This is a genomic window from Bradyrhizobium sp. USDA 4011, assembly GCF_054063415.1.
This window is the reverse complement of the sequence record NZ_JBSSGG010000001.1, coordinates 4,036,038-4,057,421: the sequence shown is the minus strand read 5'-3', so window position 1 is coordinate 4,057,421 and position 21,384 is coordinate 4,036,038. Positions and strand designations below refer to the sequence as shown.

At 64.8% G+C, this 21,384-nt stretch carries 17 protein-coding genes and 1 pseudogene; 8 read left to right on the top strand and 10 right to left on the bottom strand.

Annotated elements, in window-relative coordinates; genetic code table 11:
* The first annotated feature begins 1 nt into the window (after nt 1).
* Both ACVW1C_RS18950 and ggt read left to right on the top strand, forming a co-directional pair.
* On the top strand, nt 2-565 hold the full coding sequence (locus tag ACVW1C_RS18950; RefSeq protein WP_456759728.1) for a GNAT family N-acetyltransferase: 564 nt from the start codon (nt 2-4) through the stop codon (nt 563-565).
* A 108-nt stretch (nt 566-673) separates the two neighbouring features.
* Nucleotides 674-2,353 (top strand): gamma-glutamyltransferase, encoded by a 1,680-nt coding sequence (gene ggt, locus ACVW1C_RS18945; protein WP_456763114.1) that lies wholly within the window; start codon nt 674-676, stop codon nt 2,351-2,353.
* 150 nt (nt 2,354-2,503) lie between these two features.
* On the opposite strand, the gene ACVW1C_RS18940 is transcribed toward ggt, so the two are convergent.
* On the bottom strand, nt 2,504-3,862 hold the full coding sequence (locus ACVW1C_RS18940) for a serine protease (RefSeq protein ID WP_456759727.1): 1,359 nt from the start codon (nt 3,860-3,862) through the stop codon (nt 2,504-2,506).
* A gap of 110 nt (nt 3,863-3,972) precedes the next feature.
* Here ACVW1C_RS18940 and ACVW1C_RS18935 point away from each other — a divergent pair, with 110 nt between their 5' ends.
* Nucleotides 3,973-4,773, top strand: coding sequence for a HesA/MoeB/ThiF family protein (locus ACVW1C_RS18935; RefSeq protein WP_456759726.1), 801 nt, complete (start codon nt 3,973-3,975; stop codon nt 4,771-4,773).
* 105 nt (nt 4,774-4,878) lie between these two features.
* On the opposite strand, the gene ACVW1C_RS18930 is transcribed toward ACVW1C_RS18935, so the two are convergent.
* Nucleotides 4,879-5,886 (bottom strand): aldo/keto reductase, encoded by a 1,008-nt coding sequence (locus tag ACVW1C_RS18930; protein ID WP_456759725.1) that lies wholly within the window; start codon nt 5,884-5,886, stop codon nt 4,879-4,881.
* Between the two features lie 120 nt (nt 5,887-6,006).
* On the opposite strand from ACVW1C_RS18930, the gene ACVW1C_RS18925 reads away from it, so the two are divergent.
* Entirely contained in the window at nt 6,007-6,927 is a 921-nt protein-coding gene (locus ACVW1C_RS18925; protein ID WP_456759724.1) for a LysR family transcriptional regulator, read from the top strand.
* A 286-nt stretch (nt 6,928-7,213) separates the two neighbouring features.
* On the opposite strand, the gene ACVW1C_RS18920 is transcribed toward ACVW1C_RS18925, so the two are convergent.
* Nucleotides 7,214-8,218 (bottom strand): 2-hydroxyacid dehydrogenase, encoded by a 1,005-nt coding sequence (locus ACVW1C_RS18920; protein WP_456759723.1) that lies wholly within the window; start codon nt 8,216-8,218, stop codon nt 7,214-7,216.
* Between the two features lie 355 nt (nt 8,219-8,573).
* On the opposite strand from ACVW1C_RS18920, the gene ACVW1C_RS18915 reads away from it, so the two are divergent.
* Complete coding sequence (locus ACVW1C_RS18915; RefSeq protein WP_456759722.1) at nt 8,574-9,098, top strand: SH3 domain-containing protein; 525 nt, start codon at nt 8,574-8,576, stop codon at nt 9,096-9,098.
* Between the two features lie 72 nt (nt 9,099-9,170).
* Here the strand turns inward: ACVW1C_RS18915 and irrA are convergent, their stop codons facing one another.
* On the bottom strand, nt 9,171-9,662 hold the full coding sequence (gene irrA / locus ACVW1C_RS18910) for an iron response transcriptional regulator IrrA (protein WP_456759721.1): 492 nt from the start codon (nt 9,660-9,662) through the stop codon (nt 9,171-9,173).
* 329 nt (nt 9,663-9,991) lie between these two features.
* On the opposite strand from irrA, the gene fabA reads away from it, so the two are divergent.
* The 3 genes from fabA (at nt 9,992) to fabV (ending at nt 13,031) form a co-directional block, all read left to right on the top strand.
* A complete protein-coding gene (fabA, locus tag ACVW1C_RS18905) occupies nt 9,992-10,513 on the top strand; it encodes a 3-hydroxyacyl-[acyl-carrier-protein] dehydratase FabA (protein WP_028343922.1) in 522 nt (173 codons plus the stop codon).
* 43 nt (nt 10,514-10,556) lie between these two features.
* Nucleotides 10,557-11,780: a beta-ketoacyl-ACP synthase I gene (fabB, locus tag ACVW1C_RS18900; protein WP_456759720.1), complete on the top strand. Its 1,224-nt coding sequence runs from the start codon at nt 10,557-10,559 to the stop codon at nt 11,778-11,780.
* Between the two features lie 78 nt (nt 11,781-11,858).
* On the top strand, nt 11,859-13,031 hold the full coding sequence (fabV, locus tag ACVW1C_RS18895) for an enoyl-ACP reductase FabV (RefSeq protein ID WP_456759719.1): 1,173 nt from the start codon (nt 11,859-11,861) through the stop codon (nt 13,029-13,031).
* 222 nt (nt 13,032-13,253) lie between these two features.
* Here fabV and ACVW1C_RS18890 read toward each other — a convergent pair whose 3' ends face one another.
* The 6 genes and pseudogenes from ACVW1C_RS18890 to infB all read right to left on the bottom strand — a co-directional run bounded on the left by ACVW1C_RS18890 (nt 13,254) and on the right by infB (nt 21,334).
* Nucleotides 13,254-13,850 carry a glutathione S-transferase family protein gene (locus ACVW1C_RS18890; RefSeq protein WP_456759718.1) on the bottom strand — a complete coding sequence of 199 codons (597 nt, stop codon included), beginning with the start codon at nt 13,848-13,850 and terminating at the stop codon, nt 13,254-13,256.
* A 340-nt stretch (nt 13,851-14,190) separates the two neighbouring features.
* Nucleotides 14,191-16,348 (bottom strand): annotated as a pseudogene (pnp, locus tag ACVW1C_RS18885) (polyribonucleotide nucleotidyltransferase).
* 314 nt (nt 16,349-16,662) lie between these two features.
* On the bottom strand, nt 16,663-16,932 hold the full coding sequence (gene rpsO, locus ACVW1C_RS18880) for a 30S ribosomal protein S15 (protein WP_016844725.1): 270 nt from the start codon (nt 16,930-16,932) through the stop codon (nt 16,663-16,665).
* Between the two features lie 2 nt (nt 16,933-16,934).
* Complete coding sequence (gene truB / locus ACVW1C_RS18875) at nt 16,935-18,044, bottom strand: tRNA pseudouridine(55) synthase TruB (protein ID WP_456759717.1); 1,110 nt, start codon at nt 18,042-18,044, stop codon at nt 16,935-16,937.
* A complete protein-coding gene (rbfA, locus tag ACVW1C_RS18870; RefSeq protein ID WP_092120693.1) occupies nt 18,044-18,454 on the bottom strand; it encodes a 30S ribosome-binding factor RbfA in 411 nt (136 codons plus the stop codon). Before rbfA ends, truB begins: the two co-directional genes overlap by 1 nt.
* 174 nt (nt 18,455-18,628) lie before the next feature.
* Nucleotides 18,629-21,334 (bottom strand): translation initiation factor IF-2, encoded by a 2,706-nt coding sequence (gene infB / locus ACVW1C_RS18865; protein WP_456759716.1) that lies wholly within the window; start codon nt 21,332-21,334, stop codon nt 18,629-18,631.
* Nucleotides 21,335-21,384 lie beyond the last annotated feature (50 nt).

The following is a 21,384-nucleotide window of genomic DNA, read 5'->3' as shown; positions in this document are numbered from 1 at the left end:
CATGGTCGAGACGCCACGCATCGAGACGCGGCGCCTGATCCTGCGGCCGCTTGCACTGTCCGATGCCGCGGCGATCCAGCGTCACTTCAACAATTGGAACGTGATCAAGACTCTCGCCACCGTGGTGCCGTGGCCCTATCCCGAGGACGGTGCGGAAAGCTTCATCAAGCGGGAGCTCGACAAGATCGCGGCCGGCGAGGAGAGCTATCAATGGGTGCTGGTGTTGCGCGCCGGCGATGGCGAGGCGATCGGCAACATCAATTTCCGGCCGCGCGCCGACGGCCGCAAGGGCAATCGCGGGTTCTGGCTGGCCGAGCCTTACTGGAATCAAGGATTGATGACAGAGGCGATCGCCGCGGTGAATGATTTCGCCTTCCTGACGCTCGGCCTCGATCACTTCCATGTCTGCAATGCGCAGTCCAACGTCGCCTCGCGCCGGGTCAAGCAGAAGACCGGAGCCGAATTTGTCGGCTTCGTCGAGCTTCCGCACCACAATGGCGAATCCAGAGCGAAGAAATGGAAGGTCACGCGCGAAACCTGGCTGCGCGATCGCCCGACGACGTGACCCTCAATGGCGAATGCCGCCGTGAGAAAAGTTGTGGCGCCTTGACCGCGGATGCGAGGCCGCAGAACATGGCGCCCATCGCTCCTTCAAAACGAGAACACAATGGCGATTAACGGCAACTGGCGCGATCGCGCCGCGACAAGCTTTCAGTGCGAGAAGCAACCGGCCACCAGCAGCCGCGGCATGGTGGTGAGCAATCATCCGCTGGCATCGAGCGCGGGCGCCGAGATGCTGGCTGCCGGCGGCAACGCGATCGATGCAGCGATCGCGACCCTGTTCACGCTGACTGTGGTCGAGCCGATGATGGTCGGCATCATCGGAGGCGGCATGGCGCATATCCGCCTCGCCGACGGCAGCCATCGCTTCATCGACGGCCAGAGCACGGTGCCGAAAGCGGTGCGGCCGGACACCTACACCTCGAAGCCCGGTTCGGCGCATGACGTGTTCGACACCGTCGGCAACGAGAATCTGAACGGGCCGAAGGCGGTCGCCGTGCCGGGCTCCTTGAAGGCCTGGTGCGAAACGCTGCGCCGCTTCGGCACCATGAGTCTCGCCGACGTGATGCAGCCCGCGATCAAGCATGCGACACGCGGCTACGCGGCGACGCCCTATTTGCACGAATGCATCACCGATGGCGCCGAGGAGATGCTGAAGGACAAGCCGATCTCGGCGATCTATCTGCCTGATGGCACCCCGCTGAAGCCGGGCGAGCGCGTCGTGCAGGCCGAATATGCCGAGACGCTGAAATACATCGCCGACCATGGCGACAACGCGCTCTACCAGGGACCGCTCGGCGACATCCTGGTCGACTACATGAAGAAGAGCGGCGGCTTCATCGCGCAGGAGGATCTCGCGGCCTATAAAACCGTCGAGCGGCAGCCGATCCGTTGCGACTACCGCGGCTGGGAAATCCTCGGGCCGCCGCCGCCCGCGGCGTCAGGCGTGCACATCACAGAGATGCTCAACATCCTGGAAGGTTATGATGTCGCGCGCCTCGGCTTCGGCACGGCCGAGACCATCCACTATCTTGCCGAAGTGCTGAAGATCGCCTTTGCCGACCGCGAAGCCGCGAGCGGCGATCCCGCTTATATCAACGTCCCGCTGGAGCGGCTGACCTCGAAGGCCTATGCCGAGGAGCGGCGCCGCGCCATCGATCCTGATCGTGCGCAGGCCTGGAGCGCCGGCGTCACCCAGCTCGAAAGCGCGCACACCACGCACATGACGGCAGCGGATGCGATGGGCAATGTGGTCGCGACCACCCAGACCATCAACAATCTGTTCGGCGCCAAGATCCTGATCCCGGGCCTCGGCACCGTGCCGAACAACTACATGAACCTGTTCGATCCGCGGCCGGGACACGCGCTGTCGCTCGCCGCGGGCAAGCGCGTCACTACCTCGATGTCGCCGATGATGGCGCTGCGCGACAACAAGCTGGTGTATGCGCTGGGCCTGCCCGGCGGAAAGCGCATCTTCCCGAGCGCGATGCAGGCGCTGATCAATTTGATCGACCACGGCATGAGCCTGCAGGAGGCGGTCGAGGCGCCGCGGGTCTGGACCGAAGGCAATGCGCTGGAGGTCGAGCAGGCGGTGCCTGAGGCGATCCGCGCTGCGCTCGCCGCCAAAGGCCACAAGGTGCAAGTGGTGCCGACGGTCGCCGGCGGCATGAACGCGATCCAGTTCCACGCTGACGGCACCATGTCGGGCGCGGCCTGCTGGCGCGCCGACGGCACCCCGGTCGGCATCGCCGGCGGTCTGGCCCGCGCCGGGGTGCGGTTTGCGTTGAGGTGACGCCGACTGCGCTGTTTGACAGGTTGAACCGAGAACCATCCTCAACGTCGTCCTGGCTTTCGCCAGGACGACGTGTGGGAAGAGCCGAGGCTGAATCACACGAGTCTCTGGAATATCCGATCGCCCGCATGCGCGGGCGATGACAGCATCCTATTTCCTGACGCAGATCACGCGGACCACGGCGGCCTTGGCGTCCTCCGATTCGCCCGCCGCGGTGACGCCGTGCGTCTTCAGGAAGTTGCGCACCGTCTCGGCCGGCACCAGCGCGGCTTGCGCAGGCGGTGCCGCGTTTGCCGGGCCCGCGACGATGACGGGCTTCAGCACCGCGATGCCGGCAAATTTGCCGCCGCCATCGAGTGCTGCCGCGCCGGAGAATCCGATCGCAGGCGGCGGTGACAGCGCCTGATCGCCGCCGCCAAGTTGCGCAACCGAGGCCTTGACGCTGCTCGCAGCCGCGCCGCCGCCCTGGTTCTGCGGATCGGCGATGCCGGTGATGTCGAGCGCGGTCTGCGTCGCCTGGCCCGCGATGTTGAGCGGCTTCAGCCCGCGCGCGCCATAGACGCGCAGCAAGGCGAGATCATGATCCTTGTCCGCGGCGACCCGATCGGCATTGCCGTAGCCCGGGATCGTCAGCGCGATGCAATCGTCGGTCGCCACCCGGTCGGTGATAATAGCGCCATCGTCGCTGACCACGACGCCGGTGCCATATTCGACGGTCTTGCGCGGCGGCGGACCGGCCTGCACGCCGGACGGAAATGCGTCGAAGGCGCTCGACATCGCGATCACCACCGGCTCGACGGTGGTCTGCATCGCCTGATCATAGAGAATGGTGAGGATGCGCACCTCGTCACCCTTCAAGGTGCCGCGCAGATAGAATTTCTTCAATCCCTGCATGCCCGACAGCACGAAGAAATCCGGCTTCACCACGGTGTAGTCGATGGTCCGGCCGGCCGGCTCTTTCTTCTCCTGCTCGGCAAGCTTTGTTGTGGTTGGGCTCGCTTCCTTGCGCCGGGTCAGCAGCACCTGGACGGTGCTGGTCGGCGAGGTCCATTTGGCGCCGGAGGCGTCGCTGGTGAGCTGCGGCACCAGCTTGGTGGGAATGCCGAGCCGCGCCCCGGTGGCAGGCTCGGTGACGATCCTCCAGCCGACACTCTCCTGCTTCCGTCGCGCGGTGTCGGCGAGCACGCCGCGCTCCTGCGGGTTCAGCACGCCGGTCGGCTTGCCGCCGCGGTTCTTCTGGAATTCCTTGATCGCATTGACCATGCGCTCGCTGACGTCGCCGGTAATCGCGCCGTTATATTCGCCGACCCAGGCGAGGTCGGACTGCAGCGCCAGCCGCCCGGCCTGCGCCATCGCGCTCGCGGTATCCTCCGGCTTCTGCAGAGCGGGGCGGACCGGCACCGTCGCCACGGTCTTCGGCTTGGCCCCGGCCGTCGTCGGTGGCGTCAACTGGGCGTGCGCGGCGCCGATACCCGCGACCATCAATGTTGCGGAAAGCACCAATCTCATGACAAATCCGAGGGAAATGACTGATACCATTGACGTCCACGCAATTGAGCACATCTGCTTGGTCGGCAACAACCGCGCTCCGGTTCAGGGACAGCGCGCAGGACATCCTCATGCTGAGTGCCGACGAACTTGAACGCTATGCCCGCCACATCGTGCTGCGCGAGGTGGGCGGCCCCGGCCAGAATGCGCTGAAAAAGGCGTCGGTGCTGGTGATCGGCGCCGGCGGCCTCGGCGCCCCAGTGCTGATGTATCTGGCCGCCGCCGGCGTCGGCCGGCTCGGCGTGATCGATGACGATATCGTCTCGCTCTCCAACCTGCAGCGCCAGATCATCCATACGACGTCTGATATCGGCAAGCGCAAGGTCGACAGCGCGGCAGCGCAGATTGGTGCGCTCAACCCGCATGTGGCGTTCGAGCCGCATCCGACGCGGCTCACCGCCGGCAATGCGATGGCGCTGATCGGAAATTACGATCTCGTGCTCGACGGCTGCGATAATTTCGAAACCCGCTATCTGGTCGCCGATGCCTGCTTCCTCGCGAAACGGCCGCTGATCACCGCCGCGCTGGGCCAGTTCGACGGTTCGCTGACCACGATCCGCGCGCATGAGAAGAATGCCGAAGGCGTCTTCAACCCGACCTATCGCTGCCTGTTCCCGGAGGCGCCGCCGCCGGGAACGGTGCCGGCCTGCGCCGAGGCCGGCGTGATGGGCGCGCTCGCAGGTGTCCTGGGATCGATGATGGCGCTGGAGGCGATCCGCGAGATCGTCGGCTTCGGCGAGGGCCTGGTCGGCCGCCTCCTGATGGTGGATGCGCGGGCGATGCGGTTCGAGACCCTGCGCTACACACGCGATCCGCAGAACCCGCTCAACGGTGATGCGCCCGGCATCACCGATCTGAGCGGGCATCGGTAGTTTGTCAGAGCATGATCTGGAAAAGTGCGAAACGGTTTTCCGAAAAGATCATGCCCAAACAACAAGCTAAAGCGCGATGACGATTCAACCCACTCTCATCGCGCTTTAGGACGCGGCCGCGGGCTTCTCGCTGTCCATGTGCCGGAGGTGCTCCTCCGGATAGCGTCCGCCGGCGGCCGCGCCGGGCGGAAATGCTTCGGCGAGCGCGGCGAGATGCGCCGCGGTCAGCTTCACATCGCGCGCGCCGAGGGCCTCGGTCAGCCGCTCGCGCCGCCGCGCGCCGACCAGCGGCACGATGTCCTTGCCTTGCGCCGCGACCCAGGCAATCGCGACCTGCGCCGGAGAGGCGCCGATCTCGCCGGCGATGATGCGCAGCCGATCGGCGAGCGCGAGGTTGGTGTCGATATTGCCGGCCTGGAAGCGCGGGCTCAGCAGGCGGAAGTCCTTCGCGCCGGCGTGGTCCTTCGACCAGTGCCCGCTGATGAGCCCGCGCGCCAGCACGCCATAGGCGGTGACGCCGATGCCGAGTTCGCGGCAGGTCTTCAGGATGTCGGTCTCGATGCCGCGCGAGATGAGCGAATATTCGATCTGCAAATCGGCGATCGGATGCACCTTGTGGGCGCGGCGGATGGTGTCGGAACCGACTTCGGAGAGACCGATATGCCTGATCCAGCCGGCCTTGATCATGTCGGCCATCGCGCCGACCGTATCCTCGATCGGCACATTGGGATCGAGCCGCGCCGGGCGATAGATATCGATGTGATCGACGCCGAGCCGCTGCAGCGAATAGGCGACGAAGTTCGTCACGGCAACGGGACGGCTGTCATAGCCAAGAAAGCCGTAGTTGCGATCGCGCAGCGCGCCGAACTTGACGCTGATCTGCAGGTTGTCGCGGCTGCGGCTCTTCAAGGCCTCGCCGATCAGCATCTCGTTGTGGCCCATGCCGTAGAAGTCGCCGGTGTCGAGCAGCGTGATGCCGGCCTCGAGCGCGGCATGGATGGTGGCGATGCTCTCGCCGCGGTCGGTCGGACCGTAGAAGTCGGACATGCCCATGCAGCCGAGGCCGATCAGCGAAACCGTCGGACCGGTGGAACCGAGTTTGCGTGTGTCCATGGTGGTGTTCCCAAAACGTTGGAGCGGATGATCCGCCGCCAAATGACGCGGCTGATATGGGCCGGTCCGGTTTTGGGATAAGCTGGACAATCCAGAATGGGTTGTTCACTATATCGAACAATGCAGGATTTCGACCTTCGCGACCTCGATGCCTTCGTGGCGGTGGCGCGCACGCGCAACTTCCGGCGTGCCGCACTGGAGAGCCACGTCTCGGTCTCGAGCCTCAGCCAGCGCCTGCGTGATATGGAGGAGCGGCTCGGCGTCCGCCTGATGAACCGCACCACCCGCAGCGTTGCGCTGACCGAAGCCGGCGAACTGCTGCTCGCCCGCGTCGCACCGGCAATGGTCAACGTCGCCGACGCGATCACCGAGGTGCGCGGCCTGCGCGCGGAGCCGTCGGGGCGGCTGCGCATCAACGCGCCGCCGCCCGCGATCGATCTCGTGCTGGCGCCGATGGTCGCGCCGTTCCTCGCGAGATATCCGCAGGTCGATCTCGATATCGTCGCCGAAAGTGCATTCGTGGACATTGTCGCGCAAGGCTTCGACGCCGGCGTGCGCTACGGCGAGCATCTGGCGCAGGATATGGTGGCGGTCCCGCTCGGCGCGCCGCAACGCTACGCGGTCGTGGCGTCGCGCGATTACGTCGCGAAGCATGGCCGGCCGATGCATCCGAAGGATCTGCTGGCGCATGCCTGCATCCGCACCCGCTTCGGCAGCGGCGCGATCTTCGATTGGGAGTTCGAGAAGAACGGCCGGCTGGTGAAGGTTTCGCCACCGGCCAGGCTGATCGCGACCTATCTCGGCCTCGCGTTGCGCGCGGTCCATGACGGCGTCGGCTACTGGGCGACATTCGAGGGCTATGTCCGCTACGGGGTTAAGTCCGGCGCGCTCGTCAGCGTGCTCGACGACTGGTGTCCGCCGTTTGACGGGCCGTTCTTGTACTATCCGAGCCGCCGCCAGCCGCCGCCGGCGCTCGCCGCGTTCGTGTCGTTCGTCGCCGACTGGCGCAAGCAGGCGCGGCGGAAGACGAAGCCGAGCTAGTCCCACATCGTCGTCCCGGCGAAGCCCGGGACGCGCCGGTATTTGTTTACAGCGAGTGCCGGCCGCGCCGTCTCCTTTGCATGGGGTTGTTTTCGATATTTTTGCCAGCCGCTCTCTTCCCTTCCCCTTGAAAGGGGGAAGGTCGGGATGGGGGTTAGCCGCAGACGCCGCTGCGCGTGGAGAGAGCGGGATCCCCACCCGCTTTGCTCTGATGAGCAAAGCGACCTCCCCCTTTCAAGGGGAGGTCGGAGCTGCGTGGCTTGTATGCGTGATCCAGGCTACGAAATCACAGCATGCTCGGCAGCACGCGATCCGGCGGCTTGTGGGCGTCGAGGAAGGTTCGGATGTTGATGATCACCTTTTCGCCCATTTCGACGCGGCCTTCGATGGTGGCCGAGCCCATATGCGGCAGCAGCGTCACCTTGCCGGCCCTGGCGAGCCGCACCAGCTTCGGGTTTACCGCGGGCTCGTGCTCGTAGACGTCGAGGCCCGCGCCGCCGACATCGCCGGCTTCGATCAGCTTGATCAACGTGTCCTCGTCGATCACCTCGCCGCGCGCGGTGTTGACGATATAGGCTTCCTTCCGGATCAGCTTGAGCCGCCGCGCCGAGAGCAGATGATAGGTCGCCGGCGTGTGCGGGCAGTTCACCGAGATGATGTCCATCCGCGCCAGCATCTGGTCGAGGCTTTCCCAATAGGTCGCCCCCAATTCATCGGCGATCATGGGCGCCACCGGACGGCGGTTGTGATAGTGGATCTGCAGGCCGAAGGCGCGGGCACGGCGCGCCACGGCCTGGCCGATGCGGCCCATGCCGATGATGCCGAGCCGCTTGCCGCCGATGCGGTGGCCCAGCATCCAGGTCGGTGACCAGCCGGCCCAGTGTTGCTTGCCTTCGGTCAGGATCGCGGCGCCTTCGATCATGCGGCGCGGCACGGCAAGGATCAGCGCCATGGTCATGTCGGCGGTGTCCTCGGTCAACACCTTCGGCGTATTGGTCACCGTGATGCCGCGGGCATGCGCGGCGGTGACGTCGATATTGTCGACGCCGTTGCCGAAATTGGCGATCATCTTCAGCTTGCAGTCGGGCTGATTGATCACGTCCTCGCGGATCATGTCGGTCACGGTCGGCACCAGCACGTCAGCGGTCCTCGCCGCCTCGGCGATCTGTTCCGGCGTCATCGGCGTGTCGTCGAGATTCAGTCTGGCATCGAACAGCTCGCGCATCCGGGTCTCGATCGAGTCCGGCAGCTTGCGGGTGACGACGACGAGAGGCTTTTTCTTCACCGACATGTCCTGCTTTCATGAGGCGCGCGGCCCGTCAAAAACCGAGCCGTTGAGGCCTCATTAACCCGGTTGTTCGACACTGCTGATAGCCGCGCTGTCCCGCCGTTTCCTTCGCGTTTCCTAGGGTTCCCCGATACTTGCCCCGGCTGTCGCCAAGGGGAGACAACGGGAATTCGGGTGTTCTGGCTCTCAGGCGTTCCGTCCTCTCTAGCAGAAGGCCGGGCCAAGACAAGAACCCCTCGGATCCGTGCGGTCAGGGAACGAAGGGCGCCGGCGCAGGGGCCTTCGGGCACGGGCTTGAATTGGATTTGGGTTGCAGCTCGCCGAATGCGGGTTGGGCATCTCGGCAGGAGACGAGTTGATGGTCTGGCGTTTGGGTTCATTGGTGACGCTGGTCGGGAGCATGCTGAGTGCGTCGGTCATGCCCGGCCATACCGCCAAGGATTTGAGCCCCACCACCAGCGGCCTGCCGATACCGCGCTATGTCAGCCTGAAATCCGATCATGTGAACGTCCGGGCCGGCCCGACCAAGGACAATGACGTCGCCTGGGTCTACACGCGGTCGGGGCTGCCGGTCGAAATCACCGCCGAGTTCGAGAACTGGCGCCGGGTGCGCGATTCCGAAGGCGCCGAAGGCTGGGTCTATCACTCCCTGCTGTCCGGCCGCCGCACTGCGGTCGTCACGATGAAGAACAAGGACGATCTGGCCTCGCTGTACGATCGCCCCGACGCCACCAGCGCCATCGCCGCGCGCCTGCAGGCCGGCGTCGTCGCGCAGGTCAAGAAATGCGCCAATAACTGGTGCCGGGTCACCGGCAACGGGTTCGACGGCTGGATCGAGCAGCAACGCCTGTGGGGCGTCTACGCCGACGAGAAGGTGGACTGAGTTTCTTCGTCGCAAACGACAATGGCCGGGACGAGCCCGGCCATCACAACTCAAATCGACGTCAAGGCCGGATCAGCGCTTCTTGCGCAGCCGCACGACCATGTCGACGCGGGATATCTCGTAACCTTCCGGCACGTCGGGCATTTTCGACAGCATGAGGTTCGGATCGGGAATGTCGACCAGCTCGTGATTGTGCTCGAGATAGAAGTGGTGATGCGTCGACACGTTGGTATCGAAATAGGTCTTGGTGCCGTCGACGCTGACCTGACGCAGCAGGCCGGCATCGGTCAGCTGGTTGAGCGTGTTGTAGACGGTCGCCAGCGACACCGGAACCTTGGCCAGCGTCGCTTCCTCGTACAGCATTTCAGCGGTCAGGTGGCGGGCACCCTTACCGAACAGCAGCCAACCCAGCGCCATGCGCTGACGGGTCGGCCGGAGGCCGGCAGACTGCAGCATCTCGTTGACGTCATGCCACGGACAGCCGGTCAGGGCAGGGTGATGCCCCGCGCCCCGGGCAGCCGGGTGCACGGCATCATCGTTCACAGCCGGTACTTCGTCGTTCATATCCACTCTATGCACCCAACTCAGGCAATATTCCTCATAAATATAAAAAGGATGCCCATCAGATGCAAGTTTTTCGCAACTAGAACGAATCCAAGCGGCGGTAGAAACCTAAGGAGAAACGGCAATTTATCATCGGAATGCCGCTTTGCCGCCCGATTGGCCCTATGTTAGAGAGCGCGCGGACCACATATGCGCTTTCGGCAGAGATAACAGGCCGGTAGCGTACCCAGGTAGCGCCAAGATGCGGGACGGGATATTCCGGTTCCCGTGGGTAGATTAAGGTCCGACCAAGCAAAGCGCTTCATCGGGACATCAGAGGTGGAAAGAGGATGCTGGATCGGCGCGGCGGTTACGAATACGAGGATTTGCTGGCTTGCGGGCGGGGCGAGCTTTTCGGTCCCGGCAACGCCCAGTTGCCGCTGCCACCGATGCTGATGTTCGATCGCATCAGTGAGATCTCGCAAACCGGCGGCGAGTACGGCAAGGGGCTGGTGCGCGCCGAGCTCGAAGTGAAGCCTGATCTCTGGTTCTTCGGCTGCCATTTCAAGAACGATCCGGTGATGCCGGGCTGTCTCGGCCTCGATGCCATGTGGCAAATGGTCGGCTTTTACCTCGGCTGGATCGGTGGCGAAGGTCGTGGCCGCGCGCTCGGCCTCGGCGAGCTGAAGTTCTCCGGACAGGTGCTGCCGCACGCGCGCAAGGTTGTGTACAACATCGATATCAAGCGCGTGATGCGGTCAAAGCTCGTGCTTGGAATTGCCGACGGGTGGCTTTCCATGGACGACGAGATTATTTATCGCGCCAAGGACTTGAAGGTCGGATTGTTCAAGCAAGGCACCGCGCCATCTTGAGCAGGATCATCATGCGGCAACATAAAGGCAGGGCGAGGCGAACATGAGGCGGGTTGTCATCACGGGGATGGGGATTGTCTCGTCCATCGGTAACAACACCCAGGAAGTGCTTGCGAGCCTCTACGAGGCAAAGTCGGGCATTTCGCGCGCGGAGAAGGCCGCCGAGCTCGGCTTCCGTTCGCAGGTGCACGGTGCGCCGACGCTCAATCCCGCCGAGGTGATCGATCGCCGCGCGATGCGGTTCCTTGCCGAGGGTGCTGCGTGGAATCACGTCGCCATGGAGCAGGCGATCCGCGACTCCGGCCTCGAGGAAAATGAAGTCTCGAACATCCGCACCGGCATCATCATGGGATCCGGCGGACCATCGACGCGCACGCTGGTAGAGGCCGCCGACATCGCGCGCGCCAAGGGCCCGAAGCGCGTTGGTCCGTTCGCTGTGCCGAAGGGGATGTCTTCGACCGCGTCGGCGACGCTTGCCACCTGGTTCAAGATCAAGGGCGTGAACTACTCGATCTCCTCGGCCTGCGCGACATCGAACCATTGCATCGGCAATGCCTACGAGACGATCCAGATCGGCAAGCAGGACATCATCTTCGCCGGCGGCTGCGAGGAGCTCGACTGGACGCTGTCGGTGCTGTTCGACGCCATGGGCGCCATGTCGTCGAAGTACAACGACACGCCGGCGACCGCCTCGCGACCCTACGACATCAGCCGCGACGGTTTCGTGATCGCCGGTGGCGCAGGTGTCGTGGTGCTCGAAGAGCTCGAGCATGCCAAGGCGCGCGGCGCGCGGATCTACGGTGAGGTCGTCGGCTACGGCGCAACCTCCGACGGATACGACATGGTGGCGCCGTCGGGCGAGGGCGCCGAGCGCTGCATGCGCATGGCGATGTCGACGGTGGACACGCCGGTCGACTACATCAATCCGCACGCCACCTCGACGCCGGCCGGCGATCCGCCGGAGATCGAGGCGATCCGCAAGGTGTTCGGTAGCGGCGACAAGTGCCCGCCGATCTCGGCGACCAAGGCGCTGACCGGCCACTCGCTCGGCGCCACCGGCGTGCAGGAAGCGATCTACTCGCTGCTGATGCTGAACAACGGCTTCATCTGCGAAAGCGCGCACATCACCGAGCTCGATCCGGTCTTCGCCGACATGCCGATCGTGCGCAAGCGCATCGACAACGCCAAGCTCAATACCGTGTTGTCGAACTCGTTCGGCTTCGGCGGCACCAACGCCACGCTGGTATTCAGGCGGCTTGATGCCTGATTTCGCCTCTCCTCGCTTGCTGAGGCAGGTCCGCAGGCAGCGAATGGGGATATTGCAACGATCCGGAATGGGGTGGGAATGATTATTGAACCGCGCGTGCGAGGCTTCATCTGCACGACGGCACATCCGGTCGGCTGCGCCACGAATGTCCGCGAACAGATCGCCTACGTTCTCAAGCAGGGCCCGATCGCGGACTGCCCGAAACGGGTCGCCGTGCTGGGCTGCTCGACGGGCTACGGCCTCGCGAGCCGCATCGTCGCGACCTTCGCCGGCGGCGCGGACACGATCGGCGTATCGTTGGAGCGCGAACCGTCGGAAAAGAGGAGTGCCAGCGCCGGCTGGTACAACAACCGCGCCTTCGAGATCGAGGCCCAGAAGATCGGACGCTCGCCGCTCACGCTTGAGGGCGATGCCTTCTCCGACGAGATGAAGAAAGACTTCATCGAGCGTGTGCGCGAAAAATTCGGACAGCTCGACTTGCTGGTCTACAGCATGGCGGCGCCGGTCCGGACCGACCCCGACACTGGCAAGACCTATCGCTCGGTCATCAAGCCGCTGGGCGCGCCGGTCGAGATCAAAACGCTCGACACCGAGACCGGCGAGGTCTTCCAGACCACCCTCGAGCCTGCGAACGAGGATCAAACCGCGGCCACGGTTGCGGTGATGGGCGGCGATGACTGGAAGCGCTGGATCGACCAGCTCGCCGATGCCGGCGTGCTGGCGCCGGGCTTCCGGACGCTCAATTACACCTATATCGGCAGCGAGCTGACCTGGCCGATCTACTGGAACGGCACGCTCGGCCGCGCCAAGGTCGATCTCGACAGCAAGGCGGAAGCGATCCGGGCCCGGCTTGGTGCGGACGCCGCCCGCGTCGTCGCGCTGAAGGCCGTAGTTACACAGGCGAGCTCGGCGATTCCGGTGGTGCCGCTCTATGGCACGGTGCTGTTCAAGGTGATGAAGCAACTCGGGCTCCATGAGGGCTGCATCGAGCAGATCGACCGCCTGTTCCGCACCCGCCTCGGCAAGGGCGTCGAGCTCGACGATGCGCAGCGCATTCGGGTCGACGATTGGGAGCTTTCGCCCGAAGTGCAGACGGAAGTGTCGCGGCGCTGGCCGCTGCTCACCACCGAGACGCTCGGCGAATTGGCGGATCTCGGCGAATACAAGAGCCAGTTCCTCCGCCTGTTCGGCTTCGGCATCGACGGCGTCGACTACACGCAGGACGTCGATCCTCGCGTCGTCCCGGGCTAGGGCCTTTTGGGAATCCACTGCTTCGTCGGCTATTCCCCTTCCCCCTGAAAGGGGGAAGGTCGGGATGGGGGATCCAGCCAAAGGCTCCGCTTTACGCGGAGAGAGCAGATCTCCACCCGCTTTGCTCTGGCGAGCAAAGCGACCTCCCCTTTTCAAGGGAGAGGTCGGAGCAGCGCAACTCCATCATTTGATGATCTCGTTCGTCCGGGCTACGTCGCTGCGTTACCCCGCCGCGATCTTCTCTGCGCGCTGGAACGCGGGCCGCGCCACGCAGCGGTCGATATAGGCCTCGAATGACGGCCGCGGCGGCACCATCTTGAACACGCGCACCGCAAAGTTCAGCCCCGCGCCGATCGCGATGTCGGCGGCGGAGAACTGATCGCCGAGGATCCATTGCCCCTTCTGCAACTCGGCATCGAGCACGTCGAACACCTGCGCCGCGCTGCCCCATGCCGCGGTGCTGGTCGGCACCTCGAGCTTGGTGAAGAGCTGGATCAGCGCCGGCTCGATGCAGCTCGGCGAGAAGAACAGCCATTGCAGATAGCGTGCGCGCTTCGGATCGTTGGTGGCCGGCGCGGGCTTCGTCTCCGGATAGCGGTCGGCGATATAGGCGCAGATCGCCGCGGCCTCGGCGAGCTGGGCGTCGCCGTCGGTCAACGCCGGCACCTTGCCCATCGGGTTGATCTTGAGGAACTCCGGCGACTTCTGCGCGCCGGTGCTGATGTCGGTCAGCACCCGTTCGTAAGCCAGGCCGGATTCTTCCAGCAGCCAGATGGCGGAGAATGAGCGCGAGCGCGGCGACCAGTACAGCTTGATCATGGTGCGGTCCCTTCTTTGGCATGGACGAACGGCGTCCGTTACATCGCGCGTCCGCCACGAATTGGCAACGCACGACGGATCGGCAAATCGCGTGACCTCAGGTCGAGATGTTGGTCAATTAGGCGACAGGGCGGATGGTCGGCAGCGTCATCACTTGATTCCTCCCGCCGCGGATGTCGGGACAAGAAAGCCGGCGAGCATCTCGCGGAGCTCTCAAATCTAGCGCAGCCGTTCGCCGCCAGCGAGCCTTGCTCTGCAATGTGCCGGGCGCGTTCAAACCTCGCACCAAACAAAAAGGGCGGCCCTTCGGCCGCCCTTCGTTGTTTCATTCCAGACAGGCTTACTCGCCGGCAGCTTCGCGCGGGGCCGGTGCGTCGGTCTTCTGCTTGGCCTCGAGGTCCTCGCCGGTCTCCTGGTCGACCGCCTTCATCGACAGGCGGGTCTTGCCGCGATCGTCGAAGCCGAGCAGCTTGACCTTGACCTTGTCGCCTTCCTTGACGACGTCGGAGGTCTTCTGCACGCGGCTGGCCGCGAGCTGGCTGATGTGGACGAGGCCGTCCTTGGCGCCGAAGAAGTTCACGAACGCGCCGAACTCCATCACCTTGACGACGGTGCCCTCGTAGATCTGGCCGACCTCCGGATCGGAGGCGATGGACTTGATCCACTTGATCGCAGCCTTCATCGCCTCGCCGTCGTTGGAGGCGACCTTCACGGTGCCGTCGTCCTCGATGTTGACCTTGGCGCCGGTCTTCTCGACGATCTCGCGGATCACCTTGCCGCCGGTGCCGATCACTTCGCGGATCTTGTCGGTGGCAATCTTGAAGGTCTCGATGCGCGGCGCGTATTCGCCGAGCTCGGCGCGCGCCGCGGTCAGGGCCTTGGACATTTCACCCAAGATGTGGATGCGTCCTTCCTTGGCCTGGCCGAGCGCCACCTTCATGATCTCCTCGGTGATGCCCTCGATCTTGATGTCCATCTGGAGCGAGGTGATGCCCTGGTCGGTGCCGGCGACCTTGAAGTCCATGTCGCCGAGATGATCCTCGTCGCCGAGGATGTCCGACAGCACCGCGAAGCGCTGACCTTCGAGGATCAGGCCCATGGCGATACCGGCGGTCGGCCGCTTCAGCGGCACGCCGGCATCCATCAGCGACAGCGAGGCGCCGCAGACCGAAGCCATCGAGGACGAGCCGTTCGACTCGGTGATCTCGGAGACCACGCGGATCGTGTACGGGAACTCGTGATGCGGCGGCAGCACCGGGTGGATCGCGCGCCAGGCGAGCTTGCCGTGGCCGATCTCGCGGCGCTTGGTGCCGCCGAGGCGACCGGTTTCACCGACCGAGTAGGGCGGGAAGTTGTAGTGCAGCAGGAACGTTTCCTTGTACGTCCCCGACAGCGCGTCGATGTACTGCTCGTCCTCGCCGGTGCCGAGCGTGGTCACCACCATCGCCTGGGTCTCACCGCGGGTGAACAGCGCCGAGCCGTGGGCGCGCGGCAGCACGCCGGCTTCGGCGATGATGTTGCGCACGGTCTTGGCGTCACGGCCGTCGATGCGCTTGCCGGTGTCGAGGATGTTCCAGCGGACGATCTTGGCTTCCAGTTCCTTGAACACGCCGGCGACGCGGAGCTTGTCGTATTTCGGCTCCTGGCCTTCCGGGAAGAAGTGCGCCAGCACCTTCTCCTTGACGGCGCCGACCGCGGCATAGCGTTCCTGCTTGACCGGGATCGCGTAGGCCTTGCGGAGATCCTGCTCGGCAATGCCGAGCATCTCCTTCTCGATCTCGGAATTGTCGATCGTGGTGACTTCGCGCGGCTCCTTGGCGGCCTTCTCGGCGAGCTCGATGATCGCGTTGATGACCGGGCTGGAAGTGGCGGTGGCCGAACATGACCGCGCCGAGCATCACGTCTTCGTTGAGCTCCTTGGCTTCCGATTCGACCATCAGCACGGCGTCGGCGGTGCCGGCGACGACGAGATCGAGCTGGGTCTCGGTCATCTCGTCGAGCGTCGGGTTGAGCACGTATTCGTCATTGGCGAAGCCGACGCGCGCGGCGCCGATCGGGCCCTTGAACGGCGCGCCCGACAGCGTCAGGGCGGCGGAGGCTGCGACCAGCGATACGATGTCCGGATCGTTCTCCATGTCGTGCGACAGGACGGTGACGATCACCTGGGTCTCGTTGCGCCAGCCGTCGACGAACAGCGGACGGATCGGGCGGTCGATCAGGCGGGAGACCAGCGTCTCCTTTTCCGTCGGACGGCCTTCGCGCTTGAAATAGCCGCCGGGAATGCGGCCCGCGGCGTAGGTCTTCTCCTGGTAGTCGACGGTGAGCGGCAGGAAGTCGACGCCTTCGCGCGGCGACTTCGCGGCGACGACGGTGGCGAGCACCACGGTCTCGCCGTAGGTGGCCATCACGGCGCCGTCGGCCTGACGGGCGATCTTGCCGGTTTCAAGTTTGAGGGGACGTCCACCCCAGTCGATCTCGACGGAATGCGAATTGAACATTTCGGTTTTCTTTCATGGTTTCACGAAAGCACGGCGCCCTGAAACACAAAGACCATGCCAAGACGGCGAGACACTGATGCGCTGCTGCGGTCAGCATCCGGCGATCCTGCCATGGTCCCTGGATTTCGGATGGCGTCCATCCTTTCGGTCATCTGGGCATCTTGCCCGGTCCAGCGGCCGGATTGCTGCTGGACGCTAGTGCATGGCGCGATGGCCATGCTGTTGCGCATGATCATCTTTCGACAATTCGAAAGCCCGAGTTCACGGACGACCATGCGAAAACGCGCGCGAACCCCGCGCGCGTGCTTCTCAAATCAACGACGGATGTTGTGCTTTTCGAGCAGCGCCTTGTAGCGCGCCTCGTCCTTGCGCTTGATGTAGTCAAGCAGGGAGCGACGCGTCGACACCAGCTTCAGGAGGCCGCGGCGTGAATGGTTGTCCTTCACATGGCTCTTGAAGTGCTCGGTGAGGTTATTGATGCGTTCCGACAAGATCGCGACCTGAACCTCGGGCGAGCCGGTGTCGCCGGCTTTGTTGGCATTCGTCTTGATGACTTCCGCTTTGCGTTCGGCGGTAATCGACATCGTCAGTTACTTTCATTGTTGCGAGCCGGACCGGCAGTCAGTCCGTTCAGGTTGAACACGCGCTTGGGGATGAGTTCGCCATTGCCAATTTCGGCAAGCGCGAGAAGCCGGCCTGCCACCGTGACATAGACTGTGCCGCTGGTATTGGGCGCATCCCGTCCGCGCAACAAAACGGCTTGGCCCCGGTGGAGCCTTGCCGCATCAGCCCGTGTGACGGCCAGTGCCGGGATGTCGTCCAGCGCGGTCTCAACGGGCAAAAGCGCGTCGGCGAGGCTGCCCTCGCCAGACGCGGCTCTATTGCATAAAGCCTCCAACTGTTCCAGCGGAATCATGTCCCGCTCGGTAAACGGACCGACCAGGGTCCGCCGCAGGGCGCAGATATGGCCAAAACAGCCCAGAATCCGGCCCATATCTCGGGCCAAGGCCCGGACATAGGTTCCCTTGCCGCACTCGGCCTCGAACACGGATTGTCCGTTATCTCCATGTTCCACAAGGGTTAATTCGTGAATCTCGACCGGGCGGGGCTTCAGTTCCACGGTCTCGCCGTCGCGCGCCAGGTCATAGGCCCGCTCGCCCTGCACCTTGATGGCAGAATATTGCGGCGGGATCTGCTCGATCACCCCGGTGAAGCGCGGCAGCAGCTGGCGGATCGAATCGGCGGTCGGCCGGCTCTCGCTGGTCCTGACCGGCCGTCCCTCGGTGTCGTCGGTGTCGCGTTCCTCGCCCCAGCTGACCGTGAAGCGGTAGCGCTTGCGGCCGTCCATCACGAACGGCACCGTCTTGGTGGCCTCGCCCAGCGCGATCGGCAGGCCGCCGGAGGCGAGCGGATCGAGCGTGCCGGCATGGCCGGCGCGCTTGGCCTGGAACAGGCGCTTGAGCACGGCGACGGCCTGCGTCGAGGTCATTCCGATCGGCTTGTCGAGCACCACCCAGCCATGGACGTCGCGCTTGTCGCGGCGCGGCTGCTGGTTCTGCTTGCCCTGCTTCTGGCGCGGGTCGTTGTTGGTGCGGCGCGCATCGTCGGTGCGCGGCCCGGCAAAAGCATCCCGCTCAGCGTCGCGCGCGTCGGCATCCTTCGCCTCGATCACGCTGTTGGTCGTCATCACAGTCATCACTCGTCGTCCGAATCGGGTGCAAGGTCTCGCTGCACCGCAGGTGTCCGCAGTAGTTTCTCGATGCGCTCCGCCTCGTCGAATCGCTCATCGACGCGGAAGCGAATGTCGGGTGCAAATTTCAGGTTGACGCGATGCGCGATCTCGCCGCGAAGGAACTTCTTGTTGCGCTCGAGCGCGGCGATCACCGCGTCGGTGTCGCGTCCGCCGAGCGGCATCACGTAAACCGTGGCGAGCTTCAGGTCCGGCGACATACGCACCTCGGGAACGGTGATGATGTGGCCTTCCAGATCGGGATCGTGGACCTCACCTTGCGACAGAATCTCGGCAACTGCGTGGCGAACCGTTTCGCCGACGCGTAGCTGACGTTGCGATCCGCCGGGGCTGGAACTCTTCTTTTGACGGGGCATGACCTTCTTCCAAAACCGTCGCGCCCGCCGGCCTTGGCCGCGGGCATCAATGTCTAGCATTGCTTTCAATCGGACGATGCGCCGGTGGCCGGACTAAAAGTCCGGCCACGTCGTCGCATTCTCAGCTAAATGGACCCAACGCTTAGTAAGATCTGCGCTTCGTAAGATTTGGACTTACAGAGAGCGCTGGATCGTCTCGATGCGGTAACATTCGATCACGTCGCCGACACGCATGTCGCCGTAGTTCTCGAATGCCATGCCGCACTCCTGGCCGGCGACCACTTCCTTCACTTCATCCTTGAAGCGCTTCAGCGTCGACAGCTTGCCTTCGTGCACCACGACGTTGTCGCGGATCAGGCGAACATTGGCGCCGCGTTCCACGGTGCCGTCGGTGACGCGGCAGCCCGCGACCTTGCCGACCTTGGAAATGTTGAACACTTCCAGGATCTGCGCGTTGCCAAGCATAGTTTCGCGCAGCGTGGGCGCGAGCAGGCCGGACATCGCCTTTTTGATGTCATCCACGAGGTCGTAGATGATGTTGTAGTAGCGGATCTCGATGCCGTTGCGCTTGGCTGCGGCCGCCGCTTCCTTGTTGGCTCGGACCGAGAAGCCGATGATCGCGGCGTTGAAGCCTTCCGCCAGCGTGACGTCGGACTCCGAGATACCGCCGACGCCGGCATGCAGGATGCGGGCGGCGACTTCGTCGGTGCCGAGCTTCTCCAGCGAGCCCAGGATCGCTTCCAGCGAGCCCTGCACGTCGGCCTTGACGATCAGCGGGAACTCCTTGCGGCCCGCGGTCTTGAGCTGCGACATCATCTGCTCGAGCGAGCCGCGCATGCCGGAGATCGAGGCAGCCGCGTTCTCGCGCTTCTGGTGCGCGCGGTAGCTCGTGACCTGGCGGGCGCGGGCTTCGTTCTCGACCACAGCGAGACGGTCGCCGGCTTCCGGCGGACCGTTGAAGCCGAGCACCTCGACCGGCACGGACGGGCCGGCCTCGTCGAGATTCTCGCCCTGGTCGGAGATCAACGCGCGGACGCGGCCCATCTCGGCGCCGGCCACGATGATGTCGCCGATCCGCAGCGTGCCGCGCTGCACCAGCACGGTCGCGACCGGGCCGCGGCCGCGATCGAGCTTGGCTTCGATCACGGTGCCTTCCGCCGGACGCTGCGAATTGGTCTTCAGGTCGAGGATTTCGGCCTGCAGCGCGATCATTTCGAGCAGTCGGTCGAGATTGGTCTTGTTCTTGGCCGAGACCTCGACGTCGACCACGTCGCCGCCGAGGGATTCGACCTGCACCTCGTACTGCAGCAATTCGGTGCGCACGCGCTCGGGCCGTGCATCGGGCTTGTCGATCTTGTTGATCGCCACGATCATCGGCACCTTGGCCGCCTTGGCGTGGTTGATCGCTTCGATCGTCTGCGGCATCACGCCGTCATCGGCCGCGACCACCAGCACGACGATGTCGGTGACCTTGGCGCCGCGGGCGCGCATCGCGGTGAACGCGGCGTGGCCGGGCGTATCGATGAAGGTGATCTTCTTGCCGCTTTCCGGCGAAGTCACCTGATAGGCACCGATGTGCTGGGTGATGCCGCCGGCTTCGCCCGACACCACATTGGCGTGGCGCAGCGCGTCGAGCAGCGAGGTCTTGCCGTGGTCGACGTGGCCCATGACGGTGACCACGGGCGAACGCGGCTCGGTGTCGGTGGAATCGTCGACAACGTCGAACAGGCCTTCCTCGACGTCGGACGCGGCGACGCGCTTGACGCTGTGGCCGAGTTCTTCGGCGATCAGTTGCGCGGTGTCGGCGTCGATCACGTCGGTGATCTTGTGCATCGCGCCCTGCTTCATCAGCATGCGGATGACATCGACCGCGCGCTCCGACATGCGGTTCGCGAGCTCCTGGATCGTGATCGCTTCCGGGATGACGACTTCGCGGACCAGCTTTTCCTTCTGCTCGTTCGACGCATGTCCCTTCAGGCGCTGGGTGCGGCGTCGGAACGAGGCGATCGAACGCTCGCGCACTTCGTCGACGTTGAGCGCGGTGGTCACGGTCAGGCGGCCGCGCTGCTTCTGCGGGCCGGGCTTGTGGGTGGTCTTCGGCGCAGCCGCGGGGCGTACGATGCCGCCGGGGCGGCGCACCAGACGCGGACCTTCATCTTCGTCAGCTTCGGCGGCAACGGCCGGCGGCTTCGTCGGCACAGCGGCCGCCGCAGTGCGCGCGGTTGTCGTGGTCGTCGGGCGGCCTGCGGGCGCGCGGGCGGCCGGAGCAGATGCGGGTGCGGCTGTGGCAGGCTTGGCCGGTGCAGCGGCAGGTGCCGCGCCGGGCTTGGCTTCGCCTTCGCCGAAGCGGCGCTTGGCTTCGACCTCGGCCTTGCGCTTGGCCTCTTCCTCGTGGCGGTGACGCTCCTCTTCCGCCTTGCGGCGGGCCTCGGCGGCCTCGCGCTCGACCTTCTCGGCAGCCTCGCGGGCGGCGCGGCGCTTGGCTTCCTCTTCGGCCTGGCGGCGCTCCTCGATGTCGCGCAGACGCGCGTCGGCAAGCGCGCTGGCACGGGCTGAACGCTCGTCTTCGGTCAAGGTCGGCAGCACCACGCCGGAGCGGGTGTTGCGCTGTTGCTGGCCGGGAGGCGGGCCCGAGGGGCGGCCCTGCGGCGGCCTCGGGGCCGGTGCCGCCGGCTTTGCAACCACGGGTTCCGGCGCATGCGCCTCGCCGGGGCCATCGCCGCCGACGCGACGCTTGCCGCGTTTCTCGACCACGACCTGCTTGGTCCGGCCGTGGCTGAAGCTCTGGCGCACGGTGCCCGTCTCGACGCGCGGCTTCAGCGACAACGTCTTGCTCGGGACACTCAGAGTCTTGTCGCCAGGGGTCTTGGTATCAACCATTCAGCAGTCCTAATCTCGTTTCGCTGTGCGTATGCCGCACAAATCCTTCA

Bases quoted from the DNA above. Each gene is read 5' to 3' on its own strand.
- ACVW1C_RS18950 (WP_456759728.1), top strand. From the start codon at position 2: ATGGTCGAGACGCCACGCATCGAGACGCGGCGCCTGATCCTGCGGCCG.
- ACVW1C_RS18940 (WP_456759727.1), bottom strand. From the start codon at position 3,862: ATGAGATTGGTGCTTTCCGCAACATTGATGGTCGCGGGTATCGGCGCC.
- ACVW1C_RS18935 (WP_456759726.1), top strand. From the start codon at position 3,973: ATGCTGAGTGCCGACGAACTTGAACGCTATGCCCGCCACATCGTGCTG.
- ACVW1C_RS18930 (WP_456759725.1), bottom strand. From the start codon at position 5,886: ATGGACACACGCAAACTCGGTTCCACCGGTCCGACGGTTTCGCTGATC.
- ACVW1C_RS18925 (WP_456759724.1), top strand. From the start codon at position 6,007: ATGCAGGATTTCGACCTTCGCGACCTCGATGCCTTCGTGGCGGTGGCG.
- ACVW1C_RS18920 (WP_456759723.1), bottom strand. From the start codon at position 8,218: ATGTCGGTGAAGAAAAAGCCTCTCGTCGTCGTCACCCGCAAGCTGCCG.
- ACVW1C_RS18915 (WP_456759722.1), top strand. From the start codon at position 8,574: ATGGTCTGGCGTTTGGGTTCATTGGTGACGCTGGTCGGGAGCATGCTG.
- irrA (WP_456759721.1), bottom strand. From the start codon at position 9,662: ATGAACGACGAAGTACCGGCTGTGAACGATGATGCCGTGCACCCGGCT.
- fabA (WP_028343922.1), top strand. From the start codon at position 9,992: ATGCTGGATCGGCGCGGCGGTTACGAATACGAGGATTTGCTGGCTTGC.
- fabB (WP_456759720.1), top strand. From the start codon at position 10,557: ATGAGGCGGGTTGTCATCACGGGGATGGGGATTGTCTCGTCCATCGGT.
- fabV (WP_456759719.1), top strand. From the start codon at position 11,859: ATGATTATTGAACCGCGCGTGCGAGGCTTCATCTGCACGACGGCACAT.
- ACVW1C_RS18890 (WP_456759718.1), bottom strand. From the start codon at position 13,850: ATGATCAAGCTGTACTGGTCGCCGCGCTCGCGCTCATTCTCCGCCATC.
- rpsO (WP_016844725.1), bottom strand. From the start codon at position 16,932: ATGTCGATTACCGCCGAACGCAAAGCGGAAGTCATCAAGACGAATGCC.
- truB (WP_456759717.1), bottom strand. From the start codon at position 18,044: ATGACTGTGATGACGACCAACAGCGTGATCGAGGCGAAGGATGCCGAC.
- rbfA (WP_092120693.1), bottom strand. From the start codon at position 18,454: ATGCCCCGTCAAAAGAAGAGTTCCAGCCCCGGCGGATCGCAACGTCAG.
- infB (WP_456759716.1), bottom strand. From the start codon at position 21,334: ATGGTTGATACCAAGACCCCTGGCGACAAGACTCTGAGTGTCCCGAGC.